16 protein-coding genes are annotated in these 16626 nt (G+C 66.4%); 14 read left to right on the top strand and 2 right to left on the bottom strand.

The genetic code is table 11. The features are described 5' to 3' along the window. The 7 genes from Q0672_RS20685 to Q0672_RS20655 form a co-directional block, all read left to right on the top strand. Positions 1 to 806, top strand: an 806-nt coding sequence (locus Q0672_RS20685) for a ribose-phosphate pyrophosphokinase (RefSeq protein ID WP_298625361.1), incomplete at its 5' end; no start/stop codon positions are given. Between the two features lie 93 nt (positions 807 to 899). After that, positions 900 to 1496, top strand: a complete 597-nt coding sequence (locus tag Q0672_RS20680) for a 50S ribosomal protein L25/general stress protein Ctc (protein ID WP_153162113.1) — start codon at positions 900 to 902, stop codon at positions 1494 to 1496. Positions 1497 to 1528: 32 nt separating this feature from the next. Next, positions 1529 to 2134, top strand: coding sequence for an aminoacyl-tRNA hydrolase (gene pth, locus Q0672_RS20675; protein ID WP_153162114.1), 606 nt, complete (start codon positions 1529 to 1531; stop codon positions 2132 to 2134). A gap of 110 nt (positions 2135 to 2244) precedes the next feature. After that, the gene (locus tag Q0672_RS20670) at positions 2245 to 3867 is read left to right on the top strand and encodes a methyl-accepting chemotaxis protein (protein ID WP_298625353.1); all 1623 of its coding nucleotides are present in this window, start codon (positions 2245 to 2247) and stop codon (positions 3865 to 3867) included. 214 nt (positions 3868 to 4081) lie between these two features. Further along, a complete protein-coding gene (locus tag Q0672_RS20665) occupies positions 4082 to 5209 on the top strand; it encodes a hypothetical protein (protein WP_298625351.1) in 1128 nt (375 codons plus the stop codon). Positions 5210 to 5294: 85 nt separating this feature from the next. Then, a complete protein-coding gene (ilvD, locus tag Q0672_RS20660; protein WP_298625348.1) occupies positions 5295 to 7136 on the top strand; it encodes a dihydroxy-acid dehydratase in 1842 nt (613 codons plus the stop codon). Between the two features lie 232 nt (positions 7137 to 7368). Further along, the gene (locus Q0672_RS20655; RefSeq protein ID WP_298625345.1) at positions 7369 to 8304 is read left to right on the top strand and encodes a GNAT family N-acetyltransferase; all 936 of its coding nucleotides are present in this window, start codon (positions 7369 to 7371) and stop codon (positions 8302 to 8304) included. A 21-nt stretch (positions 8305 to 8325) separates the two neighbouring features. Here Q0672_RS20655 and Q0672_RS20650 read toward each other — a convergent pair whose 3' ends face one another. Further along, positions 8326 to 8829, bottom strand: coding sequence for a GNAT family N-acetyltransferase (locus tag Q0672_RS20650; protein ID WP_298625342.1), 504 nt, complete (start codon positions 8827 to 8829; stop codon positions 8326 to 8328). A gap of 252 nt (positions 8830 to 9081) precedes the next feature. On the opposite strand from Q0672_RS20650, the gene Q0672_RS20645 reads away from it, so the two are divergent. The 3 genes from Q0672_RS20645 to cybH all read left to right on the top strand — a co-directional run bounded on the left by Q0672_RS20645 (position 9082) and on the right by cybH (position 12821). After that, positions 9082 to 10167: a hydrogenase small subunit gene (locus tag Q0672_RS20645; RefSeq protein ID WP_298625339.1), complete on the top strand. Its 1086-nt coding sequence runs from the start codon at positions 9082 to 9084 to the stop codon at positions 10165 to 10167. Then, entirely contained in the window at positions 10167 to 11957 is a 1791-nt protein-coding gene (locus tag Q0672_RS20640; protein WP_298625334.1) for a nickel-dependent hydrogenase large subunit, read from the top strand. The genes Q0672_RS20645 and Q0672_RS20640 overlap by 1 nt, the downstream gene beginning before the upstream one ends. A gap of 159 nt (positions 11958 to 12116) precedes the next feature. After that, entirely contained in the window at positions 12117 to 12821 is a 705-nt protein-coding gene (gene cybH, locus Q0672_RS20635; protein ID WP_298625331.1) for a Ni/Fe-hydrogenase, b-type cytochrome subunit, read from the top strand. Positions 12822 to 12898: 77 nt separating this feature from the next. On the opposite strand, the gene Q0672_RS20630 is transcribed toward cybH, so the two are convergent. After that, entirely contained in the window at positions 12899 to 14029 is a 1131-nt protein-coding gene (locus tag Q0672_RS20630; protein WP_298625328.1) for a hypothetical protein, read from the bottom strand. 370 nt (positions 14030 to 14399) lie between these two features. On the opposite strand from Q0672_RS20630, the gene Q0672_RS20625 reads away from it, so the two are divergent. The 4 genes from Q0672_RS20625 to Q0672_RS20610 are packed head-to-tail and all read left to right on the top strand — an operon-like array spanning position 14400 to position 16626. Then, a complete protein-coding gene (locus Q0672_RS20625; protein WP_298625325.1) occupies positions 14400 to 15011 on the top strand; it encodes a HyaD/HybD family hydrogenase maturation endopeptidase in 612 nt (203 codons plus the stop codon). Between the two features lie 3 nt (positions 15012 to 15014). Continuing rightward, positions 15015 to 15320 (top strand): HypC/HybG/HupF family hydrogenase formation chaperone, encoded by a 306-nt coding sequence (locus Q0672_RS20620; protein WP_298625322.1) that lies wholly within the window; start codon positions 15015 to 15017, stop codon positions 15318 to 15320. Continuing rightward, a complete protein-coding gene (locus tag Q0672_RS20615) occupies positions 15317 to 15778 on the top strand; it encodes a hypothetical protein (protein ID WP_298625319.1) in 462 nt (153 codons plus the stop codon). The genes Q0672_RS20620 and Q0672_RS20615 overlap by 4 nt, the downstream gene beginning before the upstream one ends. Beyond that, positions 15775 to 16626 (top strand): hydrogenase expression/formation protein, encoded by an 852-nt coding sequence (locus Q0672_RS20610; RefSeq protein ID WP_298625316.1) that lies wholly within the window; start codon positions 15775 to 15777, stop codon positions 16624 to 16626. Before Q0672_RS20615 ends, Q0672_RS20610 begins: the two co-directional genes overlap by 4 nt.

Below are 16626 nucleotides of genomic sequence, written 5' to 3'. Positions count from 1 at the left end.
ACGTGCGTGGCAAGGACGTCTTCGTCCTTCAGCCGACCTGCGTTCCCACCAACGACAACATCATGGAATTGCTGATCATGGTGGATGCGCTCAAGCGGGCTTCGGCCGGCCGCATCACCGCAGCGATTCCCTACTTCGGCTACGCCCGTCAGGACCGCCGTCCCCGTTCGGCCCGTGTGCCCATCACCGCCAAGGTCGTGGCCAACATGCTGCAGGCCGCCGGTGTGCAGCGCGTGCTGACCGTCGATCTCCACGCCGACCAGATCCAGGGTTTCTTCGATATCCCGGTCGACAACATCTACGCCGCGCCGGTCCTGCTCGACGATCTCGAAAAGCAGCGGATCGAAGACCTGCTGGTCGTGTCGCCGGACGTCGGTGGTGTGGTCCGCGCGCGGGCCTTCGCCAAGCGTCTCGAATGCGATCTGGCGATCATCGACAAGCGCCGTCCGAAGGCCAACGTCTCCGAGGTGATGAACATCATCGGTGAAGTCGAAGGCCGCACCTGCGTGATCATGGACGACATCGTCGATACCGCCGGCACCCTCTGCAAGGCCGCGCAGGCCCTCAAGGAAAACGGCGCCAAGCGCGTGATGGCCTACGCCACCCACGCCGTGTTGTCCGGTCCGGCGATCAGCCGCATCAACGAATCGGATCTCGACGAGCTGGTTGTCACCGACACCATCCCGCTGTCCGACGAGGCCCGCGCCTGCAAGCGCATCCGCACTGTGTCGATCGGCGAACTGCTGGCCGACACCATCCTGCGGATCAGCAACGAAGAATCCGTCAGCTCGCTCTTCAACGAGTAAGCCGCAAGCATTCGAGCCGGTGGGCGCAAGCCCGCCGGCTTTTTTCCACGCCCGTCTGGTCGCGGACGGGCGATCCAACCTGGAGTAGTTGTAATGACCATTCAATTCAACGCCAAGAAGCGCGAAGTGCAGGGTTCGAGTGCGAGCCGCCGCCTGCGTCGTGCCGGCAGCGTCCCCGCCATCGTCTTCGGTTCCGGTGAGCCGATCCAGATCTCCGTTGACCACAACGAGATCTACCACGCCCTGCGCAACGAGGCTTTCCACTCGTCCGTCCTGTCCATGAACTTGGACGGCGCCGTGCAGTCCGTGATCCTGAAGGACACCCAGTGGCACCCGTACAAGCAGCAAGTGCTGCACCTGGACTTCCAGCGTGTCGACGCCACCCACAAGATCCACGTGAAGGTGCCGCTGCACTTCATCAACGCTGACATCGCTCCGGGCGTCAAGCTTGAAGGCGGCATGGTCTCCCACCCGTACACCGAACTGACCGTCGAGTGCCTGCCGGGCGCTCTGCCGGAATTCATCGAAGTGGACCTGAAGGACCTGAAGAGCGGCGCCTCCATCCACGTGTCCGGTCTGACGCTGCCGGAAGGCGTGAAGGCCCTGACCCACGGTGAAGACCCGGTCGTGGCCACCATCCTGGCGATCCGCGGTGGCGACGATGCCGCCGAGGAAACCCCGGCTGCCTGATCGACCCTCGGGGTTGCAGGGCCACTGACGCCATGAGCCAGCTTGCACCGAAGCTCATCGTCGGCCTTGGCAACCCCGGCGCGGAGTACGCTGAAACCCGGCATAACGCCGGGTTTTGGTTTTGTGAGCGCCTGGCCCGCGAGCTGGGCGTCTCATTCAGCAAGGAAGCGCGCTTCCACGGCCTCGCCGCCAACGCCCGCAACGACGGCGTGTGGCTGCTGATGCCCCAGACCTTCATGAACCGTTCCGGTCAGTCGGTCGCGGCGCTTGCCCGCTTTTACCGGATCAATCCGGCCGAGATCCTCGTCGTCCACGACGAGCTCGACATTCCTCCGGGTCAGTTGCGCCTCAAGTTTGGCGGCGGCCTCGGCGGCCACAACGGCCTCAAGGACATCACCGCCCACATGGGCACCCAGGATTTCTGGCGCCTGCGGGTTGGCATCGGCCATCCGGGCGACCGCAACGAAGTGGTCAACTTCGTCCTCAAGCCGCCCCGGCGCGAGGAGTCCGAACTCATCGACGAATCCCTCGATCGCGCACTCGCCGCCTGGCCGCTGATGGCCAAGGCCGACTGGAACGCCGCGACTCAGCGTCTCAACACCCGTCCCGCCGCACCCAAACCGACACGTCAGGCGTAGCCAGCGCGAAAAATCGCGTATCGGCTTAAAGCTTGTCACCCGGCCGCCGTAGACCCGCCCATCAAGGGGATGGACACCCGCTGTGTCCGTTCGAGGGAAGGGATCTGCAAATGCGCAAGCTGTCGGATACGCCAATCTGGTTGCGACTGACCGGAGCCATCTGGCTCATGCTGGTCATCGCCTGGGGTGGCATGATCGCCTGGGAGACCCGGGTCAATCGCGAAACCGCCATCGATCAGGCTCAGGATTTCGCCAACTCGATCCACGAGATGACGATGGCCGGGCTCACCGGGATGATGATCACCGGCACGGTCGGCCAGCGGGAGGTCTTTCTCGACCAGATCAAGCAGCTGAGCGTGATCCGCGAGTTACAGGTGGTTCGTGGCGAGGCCGTCACCCGCCAGTTTGGTGCGGGATCGCGTGGCCAGCCTGCGCTGGATCGCGATGAGGAAGCGGCGCTGGCCACCCGCCAGCCGTTCGTCAAGGTCGAACGCGATGCCCAGGCTGGCGAATACCTGCGGGTGGTCAAGCCGGCCCTCGCGTCCGAGAACTACCTCGGCAAGAACTGCATCGCCTGCCATCAGGTGCCGGCGGGGACGGTGCTCGGCCTTGTCAGCATGAAGGTGTCCCTCGACAAGGTGAATGCGGCGGTCGAGCGTTTCATGTGGCAGCGCATCGTCGCAGCGGCTTTGGTCTCCCTGCCGCTGATCGCCTTTGTGGGCTTCTTCGTGCATCGTTTCGTGGTCACGCCACTCAACGAGATGAACCGCAGTCTCGCCGAGATCGCCAAGGGCGAGGGTGACCTGACCCGCCGTCTCAAGGTGTCCGGGAGCGACGAAATCGGCCAGACGGCTTCCACCTTCAACGAGATGCTGGGGACCATCGCCCAGCTGGTTCGACAGGTCAGTGAGGCGGCAGGGCGGGTGATCGGATCGTCCCACGAGCTGGCCGCTGGCGCGGCCCGCGTGATCGACGGGTCGCGCCGGCAGCATGACCAGTCGGATCAGGCGAGTGAGGCCGTGTCGCGGATGACAGGCAATATCCTGGATGTCACTACCAGCGCCGAGCAGGTTCATCAGCGCTCCCAGGAGAGCCTGCGTCGGGCCGGGGAGGGCAGCAAGACTTTGGAGTCCCTCGTCGCCGAGGTGAATCACGCCGAAGACGCCGTTCGCCAGATGGCAGATTCGGTGGAGCAGTTCGTCCAGTCCACCACCGTGATCACCACCATGACCCGCGAGGTGCGGGAGATCGCCGACCAGACCAATCTGCTCGCGCTCAATGCGGCCATCGAGGCCGCCCGGGCCGGCGAACAGGGCCGCGGCTTTGCCGTGGTGGCCGACGAGGTGCGCAAGCTGGCCGAAAAGTCTGCCCGCTCGGCGGGTGAGATCGACGCCGTCACGTCGCAGATCTCCCGTCAGTCGGTGGCCGTGCGCGATGCCATCCACGCCGGGCTCGATCACCTGGCCTCAAGCCGGGAAGCGGTCGGCACCGTCTCCGCTGCCATCGAGTCGGCCAACGAATCCGTGGTTGCCGTCGGGCGTGGGCTCGACGAGATCGCGGTTGCCACCGAGAACCAGCGCCGGGCCAGCGAGGCCGTCGTCGAGAGCATCGACGCCATCACCGCCACGGCCCGCGAAAATGACTCCGCGGTCGAATCCACGGCTCGCGCCGCCCGCGACATGGAAACCCTGGCCAGCCAGCTCCAGCAGACGGTGTCCCGCTTCCGGGTCTGATCCGTCGGCGCCGCCTCAGCCCCGCAAGAAGGCCGGATCGATCCGGCCTTTTTGTCATGGGCGAATGACAAATGCCGGGTGAGCGGGAAAACATCACGCCCCGAGCGGCCGACATGCTTGCGCGGACGTGACAATTCGCCACAATTGAACGCTTGGATGCACTGCCTCCGGCTTTACCCGGAGATGGTCGTCAGAACCTGATTCAAGGGAACCCATGCTCCTGCGCTACCTGGTCGTGCTGGCGACGGCGATTGCCATCTTTCTCGTCGGAGCCCTGCGGCCGGCCCATAACTTCGACATCGTCGGCTACGTGGCGACCGCCCACTACAAGCAGGGGCTGCGGGGCGAGGCGCTGGCGCAGCGCACCTACGCGGACGTGAGCGCCGAGATCGGCCCCGCACGCCTGTCGGCGCTGCTCAACGGCCCCTACGGTGGCACGGTGCGCAGCGATCCGGTTTCGCTGGAGCAGCAACTGCCCTTCTATACGATCCGTCAGGGCTATGTCTGGCTGATGGAGCTCGCCCACAAGGCCGGCGTGGATTACGCTCGCTCGTCCTATCTCATCGCGGCCTTCTTCCAGGCCGTGTCGGTGCTGCTGCTGGGGCTGATCGCCGCGTCGGTCGGGGTGTCGCTGTGGGTGATTCCGGGAGTGGTGTTCCTCGCCAACTATGGCGAGCTCGCCCAGCTGTCGACGCCCGATGCGATGGCCTGCGCCTTTACCCTGGCGGCGACCCTGCTGGCGCTGCGACGCAGCCCGTGGGCCTGCCTGTTTGCAGTGGCGCTGCCGCTGGTGCGCACGGATTTCGTGCTGTTCTCGGCGCTGCTGATGGGCGTGATGTTCCTGCAGGGGCGTCGCCTCGTCGCGGTGGCCGGGCTGGTGGCTGCGGTGGCGGCCTATGTGCTCAACAACAAGCTCAACGCGGGCTACAGCTACCTCACGGTGTTCCACTTCACGCTGATCGGCCTCGATCCGTATCCGGCAAAGCTGGTCGTCTCCACCAATCCCGCCGACTACCTCGCGGCCTACGGGCGGATGCTCAAGACGGTCGCCCGCAGCCCGCATGTGGTGATCTATTTCGTGGCGGCCTGCCTGGCGATCATCCACCGCAAGGCGCTGTTCGGATCGCTGAAGCGTGCTGGCGGGTGCGACGCCGACCTGGCCGCGCTGTACCTGCTCCTGCTGGTGCCGGCGGCCTTCGTGGTGGCGCACCTCGTGCTGTTGCCGATCTATACCGAGCGCTATTTCGCCTATCCGGCGTCGCTGATCCTGTTGTGGGTGATCTGGATGATGTCCCGCAGCGGCGGCCTGCCGGCGGTGGGCGGAGAGGCTGCACGTTATTGATACAAAGCAGGGCGGCGGAACCGGCTCAACGCGCTAGAATGGAAGATTGGCAGCACCCCATTAGTTGAAGACGGAGTTTCCCGAGATGCCCCAGTATCGTTCCCGCACCTCCACCGCCGGTCGCAACATGGCCGGCGCCCGCGCCCTGTGGCGCGCCACCGGCATGAAGGACGGCGATTTCGAAAAGCCGATCATCGCCGTGGTCAACAGCTTCACCCAGTTCGTCCCGGGCCATGTGCACCTGAAGGATCTGGGCCAGCTGGTCGCGCGCGAGATCGAGGCCGCCGGCGGCGTTGCCAAGGAATTCAACACCATCGCCATCGATGACGGCATCGCCATGGGTCACGGTGGCATGCTGTACTCGCTGCCGTCCCGCGATCTCATCGCCGACAGCGTCGAGTACATGGCCAACGCCCACACCGCCGACGCGCTGGTGTGCATCTCCAACTGCGACAAGATCACCCCGGGCATGCTGATGGCCGCGCTGCGCCTCAACATCCCCGCCATCTTCGTCTCCGGCGGCCCGATGGAAGCCGGCAAGGTGAAGTGGGAAGCCAAGGTGATCTCGCTCGACCTCGTCGACGCGATGGTCAAGGCCGCCGACAGCAGCTGCTCCGATGAGGAAGTGGACGCCGTCGAGCGCTCCGCCTGCCCGACCTGCGGCTCGTGCTCCGGCATGTTCACCGCCAACTCCATGAACTGCCTGACCGAAGCCCTGGGCCTGTCCCTGCCGGGCAACGGCACGGTGGTCGCCACCCACGCCGACCGCGAGCGCCTGTTCAAGGAAGCCGGCCGCCGCATCGTCGACCTCGCCCGCCGTTACTACGAGCAGGACGACGCTTCGGTGCTGCCGCGTTCCATCGCCTCCTTCAAGGCCTTCGAGAACGCCATCAGTCTCGACGTGGCCATGGGCGGCTCCACCAACACCGTGCTGCACCTGCTGGCCGCGGCCAAGGAAGCTGGCGTCGATTTCACGATGAAGGACATCGATCGCATCTCCCGCAAGGTGCCCTGCCTGTGCAAGGTGGCGCCGGCGGTGGCCGACGTGCACATCGAAGACGTGCATCGCGCCGGCGGCATCATGGGCATCCTCGGCGAGCTCAGCCGCGCCGGCCTGCTCCACACCGATCTGCCCACCGTCCACAGCAAGACCATGGCCGAAGCGCTGTCCACCTGGGATGTGATGAAGGCCCACGATGCCGGCGTGTTCAACTTCTTCAAGGCGGCGCCGGGCGGCGTGCCCACGCAGGTGGCGTTCAGCCAGGATCGTCGCTGGAACGAGCTCGACCTCGACCGCAGCCACGGTGTGATCCGCGACAAGGCCCACGCCTTCAGCCAGGACGGCGGCCTCGCCGTGCTGTACGGCAACATCGCCGAGAAGGGCTGCATCGTGAAGACTGCCGGTGTGGATGAGTCCATCTGGACCTTCACCGGTCGCGCCCGCGTGTTCGAAAGCCAGGAAGACGCCGTGGCCGGCATTCTCGCCGACCAGATCGTGGCCGGCGACGTGGTGGTGATCCGCTACGAAGGCCCGAAGGGCGGCCCGGGCATGCAGGAGATGCTCTACCCGACCAGCTATCTCAAGTCGAAGGGCCTGGGCAAATCCTGCGCGCTGCTCACCGACGGCCGCTTCTCGGGCGGCACCTCCGGCCTTTCCATCGGCCACGCCTCGCCGGAAGCCGCCTGTGGCGGTGCCATCGGCCTGGTGGAAGAAGGCGACCGGATCGAGATCGACATCCCGAACCGCCGCATCCATCTGGCGGTGACCGACGACGTGCTGGCTGCCCGCCGGGCTGCCCAGGATGCCCGTGGCTGGAAGCCGGTGAGCCGGGAGCGTGTGGTGTCTGCCGCGCTGCAGGCCTACGCGGCCCTCACCACCAGCGCCGACACCGGTGCTGTCCGCGACGTCACGCAAGTCCAGCGCTGATCGGTTCGATCTGCGCTGCAAGGAAAGCCCGGCCCCGTGCCGGGCTTTCTGCTTTTTGGCGGTGTGCATTTCGCCCTGATGGGGTGCGAAATCCCAAAGGATTGTGTCGAGTTGTGAAACGCTTTGTGGGCGCCAGTGAAATGTGAAGGTAGACTCCGCCCACTTCCCGAATCCATCCCCCATGAAGCATGGTTCTTGCGATTTTTCCTTGGCGTCGCTGCCGCTTGCGTCCGTGAACGACTGCCAGATCCGTGCTGTCGAGGGGCGCGACGAATGGGAGCGGCTGTTCGCGCGCCTGCCCGCGCCGGCGATCGTCCAGGCCTGGGGCTACGGCGAAGCCAAGGCGGCGGGCGGCTGGCAGGTGGAGCGGCTGGTCTTCGAGCAGGCCGGCCAGCCGGTGGCGATCTGCCAGGTGCTGGTGAAGCGTCTGCTGGGGCTGCCGGTGGCGGCACGGATCAACCGTGGGCCGCAGTTCCTCGCGCTCCGGCCCCAGGAGGCGGAGGTACGCGCCGTGTACGCGGCGCTGCGCAAGCGCTGGCGCTTCGGCCGGCGCGGCGTGCTGGTGCTGGCGCCGGGGCTCACCGAATCGGACGAGCATCGCCAGTGGCTGCGGGAGGCTGGTTTCATTGCTCGCGGTACGGCGGGCTGGTGCTCGGCGGTGCTGGATCTAACCCAGGACGCCGCCACCTTGCGCAAGCGGCTCGCCTCCACGTGGCGCACCCAGCTCAACGGCGCCGAACGGGGCGGGCTCGAGTTTGAAATCTCCGACAAGCCCTGCGCCTTCGACTGGATGCTCGCCCGTCACCAGGAAAACATGCGCGACAAGGGCTTTGCCGGCACGTCGCCGGACTTCCTGCGGGCGCTGCGGGAGCGGGCGCCGGAGGATGTCTTCGTGTGCCGGGCGCTGCACGACGGCCAGCCTCTGGCCGGGATGATCGTGTTCCGCTTTGCCCGGAGCGCCGAGTATTTCGTCGGCTGGTTCGGCCCCGAAGCGCGCCAGAAGAAGGCCGGCAACTTCCTGATGTGGAACGCCGCGCTGGCGATGCAGGTCCGCAGCTGCGAACGCTTCGATCTGGGCGGCTACTCGTCGTCTGACGGCTACGGCCGCTTCAAGCAGGGGCTGCGGGGCAGCGAATACCGCCTGCTCGAAGAGTGGGTCGCCTTCTGAGGGCGTTTCCGCCCGCCGGGCTCAGCCCAGTTTCTTTTCCATGAACATCGCGGCGCCCATCGCCGGGTCGAGCTGGTAGGCCTGAAAGCCGAACTCCAGATAGGCCCGGTGCGCGCCGCGGTTGCCTTCCAGCACCTCCAGCGTCAGCTTGCAGCAGCCCCGTTCCCGGGCGACCGTCTCGGCGTGGGCGAGGAGGGCGCGGGCGATCCCGCGTCGGCGGAAATCTTCGTGCACCACGATGTCGTGGATGTTGAGCAGCGGCTTGCCGGCGAAGGTGGAAAATCCCTCGACGCAGTTGATCAGGCCGGCGGGCTGCGTTCTTCCTGATTCATCACTCACGTAGGCAATGTGGCACAGCACCGTCGGCCGGCCGCGCAGGGCGTCCGGCAGGCGGGCGCGCAGCTCGTCGTCCATGGGCTTGCCGCTGCCGGTGGGGCCGCGCATGTAGTGGTCGAGGAGGAGCAGGAAATCGGCGGTCTGTCGCGGGTCGTCGAAATCGACGGCGTGGATGGTGACGGTGGTCATCTGGGGTCGAAGGGCTGGTTAGTGGGTTTCCGATTGGCTGGTCATCGGCTTGTCGGTATTGCCGGAAGGGCTTTTGTCACCGCCGGCAGGATTCGCTAAGGCATTGCTCAGGCTGGTTTTTGGCGCGCGGCCAGTTTGGGCATGGTTCTTGTTAATTCCTCCCAAGGCTGCGCGACCTTGTCGGCCCGGTTTCGTCGCGGCAGATCAGAAGATATCCGGGCGTGATGTTCCAGGAGGGGAGGGCTGACGTCCATGACCGAAACATTTTACGAGGTGCTGCGCCGGCAGGGGATTACCCGGCGCAGCTTCATGAAGTTCTGCAGCCTGACGGCCACGTCGCTGGGGCTGGGGAGTGCCTTTGTGCCGAAGATCGCCCACGCGCTGGAGACCAAGCCGCGCACGCCGGTGATCTGGCTGCACGGGCTGGAATGCACCTGCTGTTCCGAATCCTTCATCCGCTCGGCGCACCCGCTCACCAAGGACGTGGTGTTGTCGATGCTGTCCCTCGACTACGACGACACCCTGATGGCCGCCGCCGGCCACCAGGCCGAGGCGATCATCGAAGAGGTGAAGAAGAAGTACAAGGGCAACTACATCGTGGCCGTCGAGGGCAATCCGCCCCTCAACGAGGACGGCATGTTCTGCATCCACGGCGGCCGGCCGTTTGTTGAGGTGCTGAAGGAAACCTGCGCCGACGCCAAGGCGATCATCAGCTGGGGCGCCTGCGCGTCCTACGGCTGCGTGCAGGCCGCCAAGCCGAACCCGACCCGGGCGACCCCGGTGCATCAGGTCATCACCAACAAGCCGATCGTCCGCGTGCCCGGCTGCCCGCCGATCGCCGAGGTGATGACCGGTGTCGTCACCTACATGCTGACCTTCGACCGCATCCCCGAGCTTGACCGCCAGGGACGGCCGAAGATGTTCTACGGTCAGCGCATCCACGACAAGTGCTACCGCCGCCCGCACTTCGACGCCGGCCAGTTCGTCGAGAACTGGGACGACGAAGCCGCGCGCAAGGGCTACTGCCTCTACAAGATGGGCTGCAAGGGCCCGACCACTTACAACGCCTGCTCGTCGATGCGCTGGAACGGCGGCGTGAGCTGGCCGGTGCAATCCGGCCACGGCTGCATCGGCAGCTCGGAAGACGGCTTCTGGGACAAGGGCAGCTTTTACGACCGGGTGACCGACATCCATCAGTTCGGTGTCGAGTCCAATGCCGACAAGATCGGCGCGACGGCTGCCGGCGCGGTGGGCGCGGCAGTGGCTGCCCACGCGGCGGTGACGGCGCTGGCGCGGGCCCGCTCGCAGCATGACGACAAGAATTCGGGAGACAAATGATGACGGTGCTGGAAACCCAGGGCTTCAAGCTCGACAACTCGGGCAAGCGCGTGGTGGTCGATCCGGTGTGCCGGATCGAGGGCCATCTGCGCGTCGAGGTGAACATCGACGAACATAATGTGATCCGCAACGCGGTCTCCACCGGCACCATGTGGCGCGGGCTGGAGGTGATCCTGAAGGGCCGCGACCCGCGCGACGCGTGGGCTTTCACCGAGCGAGTCTGCGGCGTGTGCACCGGCACCCACGCGCTCACCTCGGTGCGCGCGGTGGAAGACGCCCTCAACATCAAGATCCCCGAGAACGCCAACATCATCCGCAACCTGATGCAGCTGGCGCTCCAGATTCACGATCACCTGGTGCACTTCTACCACCTGCACGCGCTGGACTGGGTGGACGTGGTGTCGGCCCTGAAGGCTGATCCCAAGAAGACCTCCGAACTCGCCCAGAGCATCTCCAGCTGGCCGCTGTCGTCGCCGGGCTACTTCCGCGACGTGCAGAACCGTCTGAAGAAGTTCGTCGAATCCGGCCAGCTCGGCCCCTTCATGAACGGCTACTGGGGCAACCCGGCCTATCGGCTGCCGCCGGAAGCCAACCTGATGGCGGTGACGCACTACCTGGAGGCGCTCGACTTCCAGAAGGAGATCGTCAAGATCCACACCATCTTCGGTGGCAAGAACCCGCACCCGAACTGGCTGGTGGGCGGCGTGCCCTGCGCGATCAACATGGAAGGTGCGGGCGCGGTCGGCGCGATCAACATGGAGCGGCTCAACCTGATCTCCTCGATCATCGACCGCTGCATCGAGTTCATCGATATGGTGTACGTGCCGGATCTCGTCGCCATCGCCAGTTTTTACAAGGACTGGACCTACGGCGGCGGCCTGTCGAGCCAGTGCGTGCTGTCGTACGGCGACATCCCGGACGTGGCCAACGACTACTCCGCCAAGAACCTGCTGCTGCCCCGCGGCGCCATCATCAACGGCGACCTCACCAAGGTGCACGAGGTTGACCTGCGCGACCCCGAGCAGGTGCAGGAGCACGTGGCCCATAGCTGGTACAAGTACGCCGACGAGACCAAGGGTCTGCACCCGTGGGACGGCGTCACCGAACCCAACTTCGAGCTGGGCAAGGCCACCAAGGGCACCAAGACCAAGATCGAGAACCTGGACGAAGCCGGCAAGTATTCGTGGATCAAGGCGCCCCGCTGGCGCGGCCACGCGATGGAGGTCGGCCCCCTGTCGCGCTACGTCATCGGCTACGCCCAGAACAACCCCGAGTTCAAGGAGCCGGTGGACAAGCTGCTGAAGGATCTCGGCCTGCCCCTCAAGGCGATCTTCTCGACCCTAGGCCGCACCGCTGCGCGGGGCCTGGAGGCTTCGTGGGCGGCGCACAAGTCGCGCTACTTCTTCGACAAGCTGATGGCCAACCTCAAGGCCGGCGATCTCTCCACCGCCAACATCGAAAAGTGGGACCCGTCCACCTGGCCGAAGGACGCCAAGGGCGTGGGCTTCACCGAGGCGCCGCGTGGCGCGCTGGGCCACTGGATCCGCATCAAGGACACCCGCATCGACAACTACCAGGCGGTGGTGCCCACCACCTGGAACGGCGGTCCGCGGGACGCGAAGGGCCAGATCGGCGCCTTCGAGGCCTCGCTGATGGACACACCGGTGGCCAAGGCCGACGAGCCGCTGGAAATCCTGCGCACCCTGCATTCCTTCGACCCGTGCATGGCCTGCTCCACCCATGTGCTGTCGCCGGACGGGCAGGAAATGGCGTCGATCAAGGTCCGCTGAGGAGATGATGATGACCCCCACGCTCACGTTGTTCGCGGAGGGTCAGCTTTGCACAGCTGACCCGTTCGGCAGGCGCGGCACAGGGTGCCGCGCATTCCCTGTCTCACCCCCCCAAGGGGGCGCCGCCTCCCTCGGGGCGGCCCGTCGGGAGGCTTGATCATGCTTTCACAACAAGACATGCTGGAGGCCGAACGGCACGGCCGGCAGGTACGTTCGATCTATGTGTACGAGGCGCCGGTGCGCCTGTGGCACTGGATCAACGCCCTGGCGATCGTCGTGCTTGCGGTGAGCGGCTACTTCATCGGCAAGCCGCTGCCGACGATGACCGGTGAGGCGTCGGACAACTTCCTGATGGGCTACATCCGCTTTGCCCACTTCGCCGCGGCTTACATCTTCGCGGTGGGGCTGGTGGGGCGGGTGTATTGGGCCTTCGTCGGCAACCACCACGCCCGGCAGATCTTCAAGCTGCCGATCACCAACGGGCAGTGGTGGAGCGAGGTGTTCTTCGAGCTGCGCTGGTATCTCTTCCTCGAGAAGCATCCGAAGAAATACGTCGGCCACAACCCGATGGCCCAGCTGATGATGTTCTTCTTCTTCACCGTGCTGGCCTTCGGGATGCTCTTCACCGGCTTCGCGCTGTACAGCGAAGGCCTTGGGCTGGGCTCGTGGGCCGATCGCCTGTTCGGCTGGGTGCTGCCGCTGCTGGGTGGCTCGATGCAGACCCACAGCCTGCACCGGCTCGGCATGTGGATCATGATGAGCTTTGCGCTGGTCCACGTGTATGCGGCGATCCGTGAAGACATCATGAGCCGCCAGAGTCTCATCTCCACGATGATCTCTGGCTGGCGGATGTTCAAGGACTGATCCAGCCGCCTGCAGGTGCTGCAAACAAAAATGGCCCGGTTTCGACCGGGCCATTTTTATTGAACGACTGCGCCGCGTCAGGCGATCGAGAACACGTAGATGAAGGACGCGGTGACCAGGATCAGCGCTGCGACGATGGCGCCGCCGGTGGCGAGGATCGAGGTGTAGCTGACGATCGCGAAGTGCCGGCCGCAGTTCTTGCAGCGGAAGTACTCGGTGAAGTTGATGCCGGCAAATTTGTGCGGATGCATCTTGGAGCGGCGCACGTTGGTGCTCTTGCAGTGGATGCAGTGGGGTGCCGCCGACTTGAACAGCTTGACCGCCCGGGCCGGCTTGCGCTTCTCGAGCACCTTCTTGCCCAGCTTGGCGGGCGGCAGGGATTCGGGTGGCATCTCGCTGTCCGGCGCGTCGGACTTGATCGTGGCGAGCTTGCTGTTGGCCTGGGCGCGGCGATACAGGAAGAACGCGAAGCCGCCCGAGATGAAGGCCACCAGCCCCACCAGGCCCACCTTCAGGAAGGGGCCGACGACGTGCCAGATGGCGGCGGGGTCGAGGGGCTGGGGCGCGGCAGGTGCGGTGCCCGGGGCCGCACCGGGCGCTGCGCCGACGGGGGCGGTCATGGCGGCGCTGCCCGAGGGGGATTGCCCGGCCGCGCCGCTGCGAATCTCCTTCAGCTTCTCGTGACCATGCCAGGCGGCCTGGACGGGGCTCATGCCGGCGCGGGCCAGCAGCACCGCGTCGTCAAAGACGAAGCCGGCCTCCCACCAGGCCAGCCGGTCGGCCGGCGAGAAGCCCTCGCGCTTCCAGGCGGCCGGATCGGAGTGGTCCATCTCCGACATCATCGAGCGGCTCTGGCGGGCCGAATCGCGCCACTGGCGGGCTTCATCGGCGTCGAAGCCCTTGTCCGACCAGGTGCGGGCGACGACCGGCTCGAAGCCGGCGGAGTGCCAGTTCATGCCTTCCTGGGGGTTGAAGCCGTAGTTCTGCCACTCCCGTGCCTCGACCGGCTTCATGCCGGTGTCTTCCCAGCGGGTCACCTTCGGTGGCGCCGGCAGGCTCGTGCCGCTCGCCGGTGCGGTGGTGGCCAGCGGGATGGAGGGCGCCGCCTCTGCCTTGGGAGGAATGGGTTCGCCCACCGAGACGGACACGGCCGGAAGCGGCGAGGCGAGCAGGGCGAGGGCCGCGATGGCCGGAAGAAGGTTTTTCATGGGGAGGGACGATAAATCAGCGCAAGCGAAAGCGGATTGTGAACCGATGCGGCGATGCGACAAAAGTCATATTTATCGCGCCCCTGCAGAAAATCCAGATCCGGATCACAAGTCGTGATCGCAGACGATGGGTGGCGGGGCAAATGTCGCATAAATGGCAATGGCGTGGGCGGCTGATTGCATCTGGAGTGGAAACGATTCTTCCGCTTGCTGATGGCGCTGGAAACCTGCTTTTCTTTTTGGCTGCTCGCCGGTATGCCTGTGTGCGCTAAGGCCTTGTCCCGTAAGCCGCTTCGCCTTTTAGGGCGCCGCGGGGCTGTCCGGCACGGAACTTGATTGAAGTGACCACCTTCCTGTTTTCGGAAACGCCATGACCGGCCATCCTTCCATTCTCGTTCTGGGTATCGGCAACCTCCTGTGGGCCGACGAAGGCTTTGGTGTGCGCTGCGCCGAAGCCCTCGCCGAGCGCTTCGCGCTGCCGCCGCAGGTCACCGTGATGGACGGTGGCACCCAGGGCCTCTACCTGCTGCCTTACGTGGAGGAGGCGCGCCGCCTGCTGGTGTTCGATGCGGTGGATTACGGCGATGCGCCAGGCACCCTGCGCATCGTGGTGGGCGACGAGGTGCCGCGCTTCATGGGCGCCAAGAAGATGAGCCTGCACCAGACCGGCTTTCAGGAAGTGCTGGCCTCGGCCGAGCTGCTCGGCCGCCTGCCCGACGAGCTGGTGCTGATCGGCTGCCAGCCGGTCGAGCTGGAAGACTTTGGCGGCAGCCTGCGCGACGCGGTGAAGGCCCAGATCGGCCCGGCCCTCGACGTGGCCTGCGAATGGCTCACCCGCTGGGGCGCCGCGCCGGTGCCGCGCACGGATGCCGGCCCGCGCCTCAACGCCGACAGCCTGACCATGGACGCCTACGAAGCCGGCCGGCCCAGCGAGCGCGACGCCTGGCGCCTCGGCGACGCCCGCTTCATCCGGGAGGACTGAGCCATGTGCCTCGGCATTCCCGTGCAGGTCATCGAAGCGTCCGGCTGGACGGCCCGCTGCCAGGGGCCGGACGGAGAGCAGACGATCGACCTGGCGCTGGTCGGCGAGCAGCCCGCCGGCACCTGGCTCCTCACCTTTCTCGGCGCCGCCCGCGAAGTCATCGACGCAGAGCGCGCCCACGCCATCAACAACGCGCTGGCCGCCCTCGGCGCCGCCATGCGTGGCGACCAGGCCGGCATCGACGCCCTGTTCGCCGATCTGGTCGAGCGCACGCCAACCCTTCCCGCCCACCTCACGGAGCCCCAATGAGCGCCCAGTTTGCCCCGCCCCAGTCGTCCCTCGACAAGCTCGACGCCGCCCTCAAGCGCCTCGCCGAGCGCAACGGCTTTGTGCGCCTCGCCGACGAAGCCGCGCTGGATGCGGCCCTCGACGCCGACGGCCTCGCCGTGCTGCTCCTCACCGACGACCCCCAGCGCAGCCCCGAATCCCTCGACGTGGTGGTGGTGCTGCCGGAAGCCCTGCGCGCCCTCGGCGTGACGGCCAGCGGCCTCGCTGCCGGAGCCGATCTGAGCCCCGCGCTGGCCCGCCGTTTCGGCGTCAATCGCTACCCGGCGGTGGTCGTGCTGCGGGGCGGCGCCTATCTGGGCGTGATCTCCGGCATTCTCGACTGGAGCCCCTTTGTTACCGAGCTCGCGCGGATCAGCGCCCTGGCGCCCAGCCGCCCGCCCATTTCCATCGCCACCCAGGCTACCCGGAGCTGCGCATGAAACCCTTCCCGATCCCCGTGGTGCCCGTCGGCCCCGGCTCCCAGACCGACGAATCCCCCGAATACTTGGCCATGCCCAGCGGGATGAACACCTTCCGCGCCCCGCGCCTGCCCGAGACGATGAGCGACGAGGATCTCGCCCGCGCCGCCGACATCCTCGATCACCTGCTCGCCGACATGCGCGCCCGGCCCCTGGGCGCTGCCCAGCCGGCGTCAGTCGATCTGGCCGGCGAGCCCCGTGGCGTGCGCGATCTGCTCACCGAATCCCTCGGCTTCGGCGAAGTCTCCGCCTTCACCCTGGCGCCCACCCGCATCCGCGCCCAGGAAACCGCCTTCGCCGCCCTGTGGCGGGTGCTGGAGGAGGGCGCCGACGGGCGCATCGTCGCCGACCGCCTCGAAGCCAGCCCGGTGCCGGCCGAGCTCTACGCCGCGATGCGCGCCACCACCCTGCCGGCCCTCGCGCCGCCGCCGCTCACCGCCGGGATGATGAACGGCGAGGCGCTCCTCGCCGAAGTCCAGCAGCAGTCCGCCCGCCATGTGGCCGGCCAGGCCGCCCACGTCATCAACCTCACCCTGCTGCCGGTCAGCGAGGCCGACCTGGACTACCTCTACGGCGCCCTCGGCCACCGGGACGTGTCGATGCTCTCCCGCGGCTACGGCAACTGCCGCGTCACCAGCACCCGGCTCGCCAACGTGTGGTGGGTGCAATACTTCAACAGCATGGACACGCTGATCCTCAACACCATCGAGGTGGTGGACATGCCCGAGGTCGTCCTCGCCGCCGACGAGGACTACACCGACACCATCGAGCGCCTCGGCGAATACATCGCCATGCTGCGGGAAAGCTGA

The organism is uncultured Zoogloea sp. (genome assembly GCF_937894855.1).
Classification (GTDB): Bacteria; Pseudomonadota; Gammaproteobacteria; order Burkholderiales; family Rhodocyclaceae; genus Zoogloea; species Zoogloea oryzae.
The sequence above is the reverse complement of the archived record's forward strand: the minus strand, read 5'-3'. Positions and strand labels throughout refer to the sequence as shown.

Coding starts and splice junctions, on each gene's coding strand:
- Q0672_RS20680 (WP_153162113.1), top strand. CDS start 900: ATGACCATTCAATTCAACGCCAAGAAGCGCGAAGTGCAGGGTTCGAGT.
- pth (WP_153162114.1), top strand. CDS start 1,529: ATGAGCCAGCTTGCACCGAAGCTCATCGTCGGCCTTGGCAACCCCGGC.
- Q0672_RS20670 (WP_298625353.1), top strand. CDS start 2,245: ATGCGCAAGCTGTCGGATACGCCAATCTGGTTGCGACTGACCGGAGCC.
- Q0672_RS20665 (WP_298625351.1), top strand. CDS start 4,082: ATGCTCCTGCGCTACCTGGTCGTGCTGGCGACGGCGATTGCCATCTTT.
- ilvD (WP_298625348.1), top strand. CDS start 5,295: ATGCCCCAGTATCGTTCCCGCACCTCCACCGCCGGTCGCAACATGGCC.
- Q0672_RS20650 (WP_298625342.1), bottom strand. CDS start 8,829: ATGACCACCGTCACCATCCACGCCGTCGATTTCGACGACCCGCGACAG.
- Q0672_RS20645 (WP_298625339.1), top strand. CDS start 9,082: ATGACCGAAACATTTTACGAGGTGCTGCGCCGGCAGGGGATTACCCGG.
- Q0672_RS20640 (WP_298625334.1), top strand. CDS start 10,167: ATGACGGTGCTGGAAACCCAGGGCTTCAAGCTCGACAACTCGGGCAAG.
- cybH (WP_298625331.1), top strand. CDS start 12,117: ATGCTTTCACAACAAGACATGCTGGAGGCCGAACGGCACGGCCGGCAG.
- Q0672_RS20630 (WP_298625328.1), bottom strand. CDS start 14,029: ATGAAAAACCTTCTTCCGGCCATCGCGGCCCTCGCCCTGCTCGCCTCG.
- Q0672_RS20625 (WP_298625325.1), top strand. CDS start 14,400: ATGACCGGCCATCCTTCCATTCTCGTTCTGGGTATCGGCAACCTCCTG.
- Q0672_RS20620 (WP_298625322.1), top strand. CDS start 15,015: ATGTGCCTCGGCATTCCCGTGCAGGTCATCGAAGCGTCCGGCTGGACG.
- Q0672_RS20615 (WP_298625319.1), top strand. CDS start 15,317: ATGAGCGCCCAGTTTGCCCCGCCCCAGTCGTCCCTCGACAAGCTCGAC.
- Q0672_RS20610 (WP_298625316.1), top strand. CDS start 15,775: ATGAAACCCTTCCCGATCCCCGTGGTGCCCGTCGGCCCCGGCTCCCAG.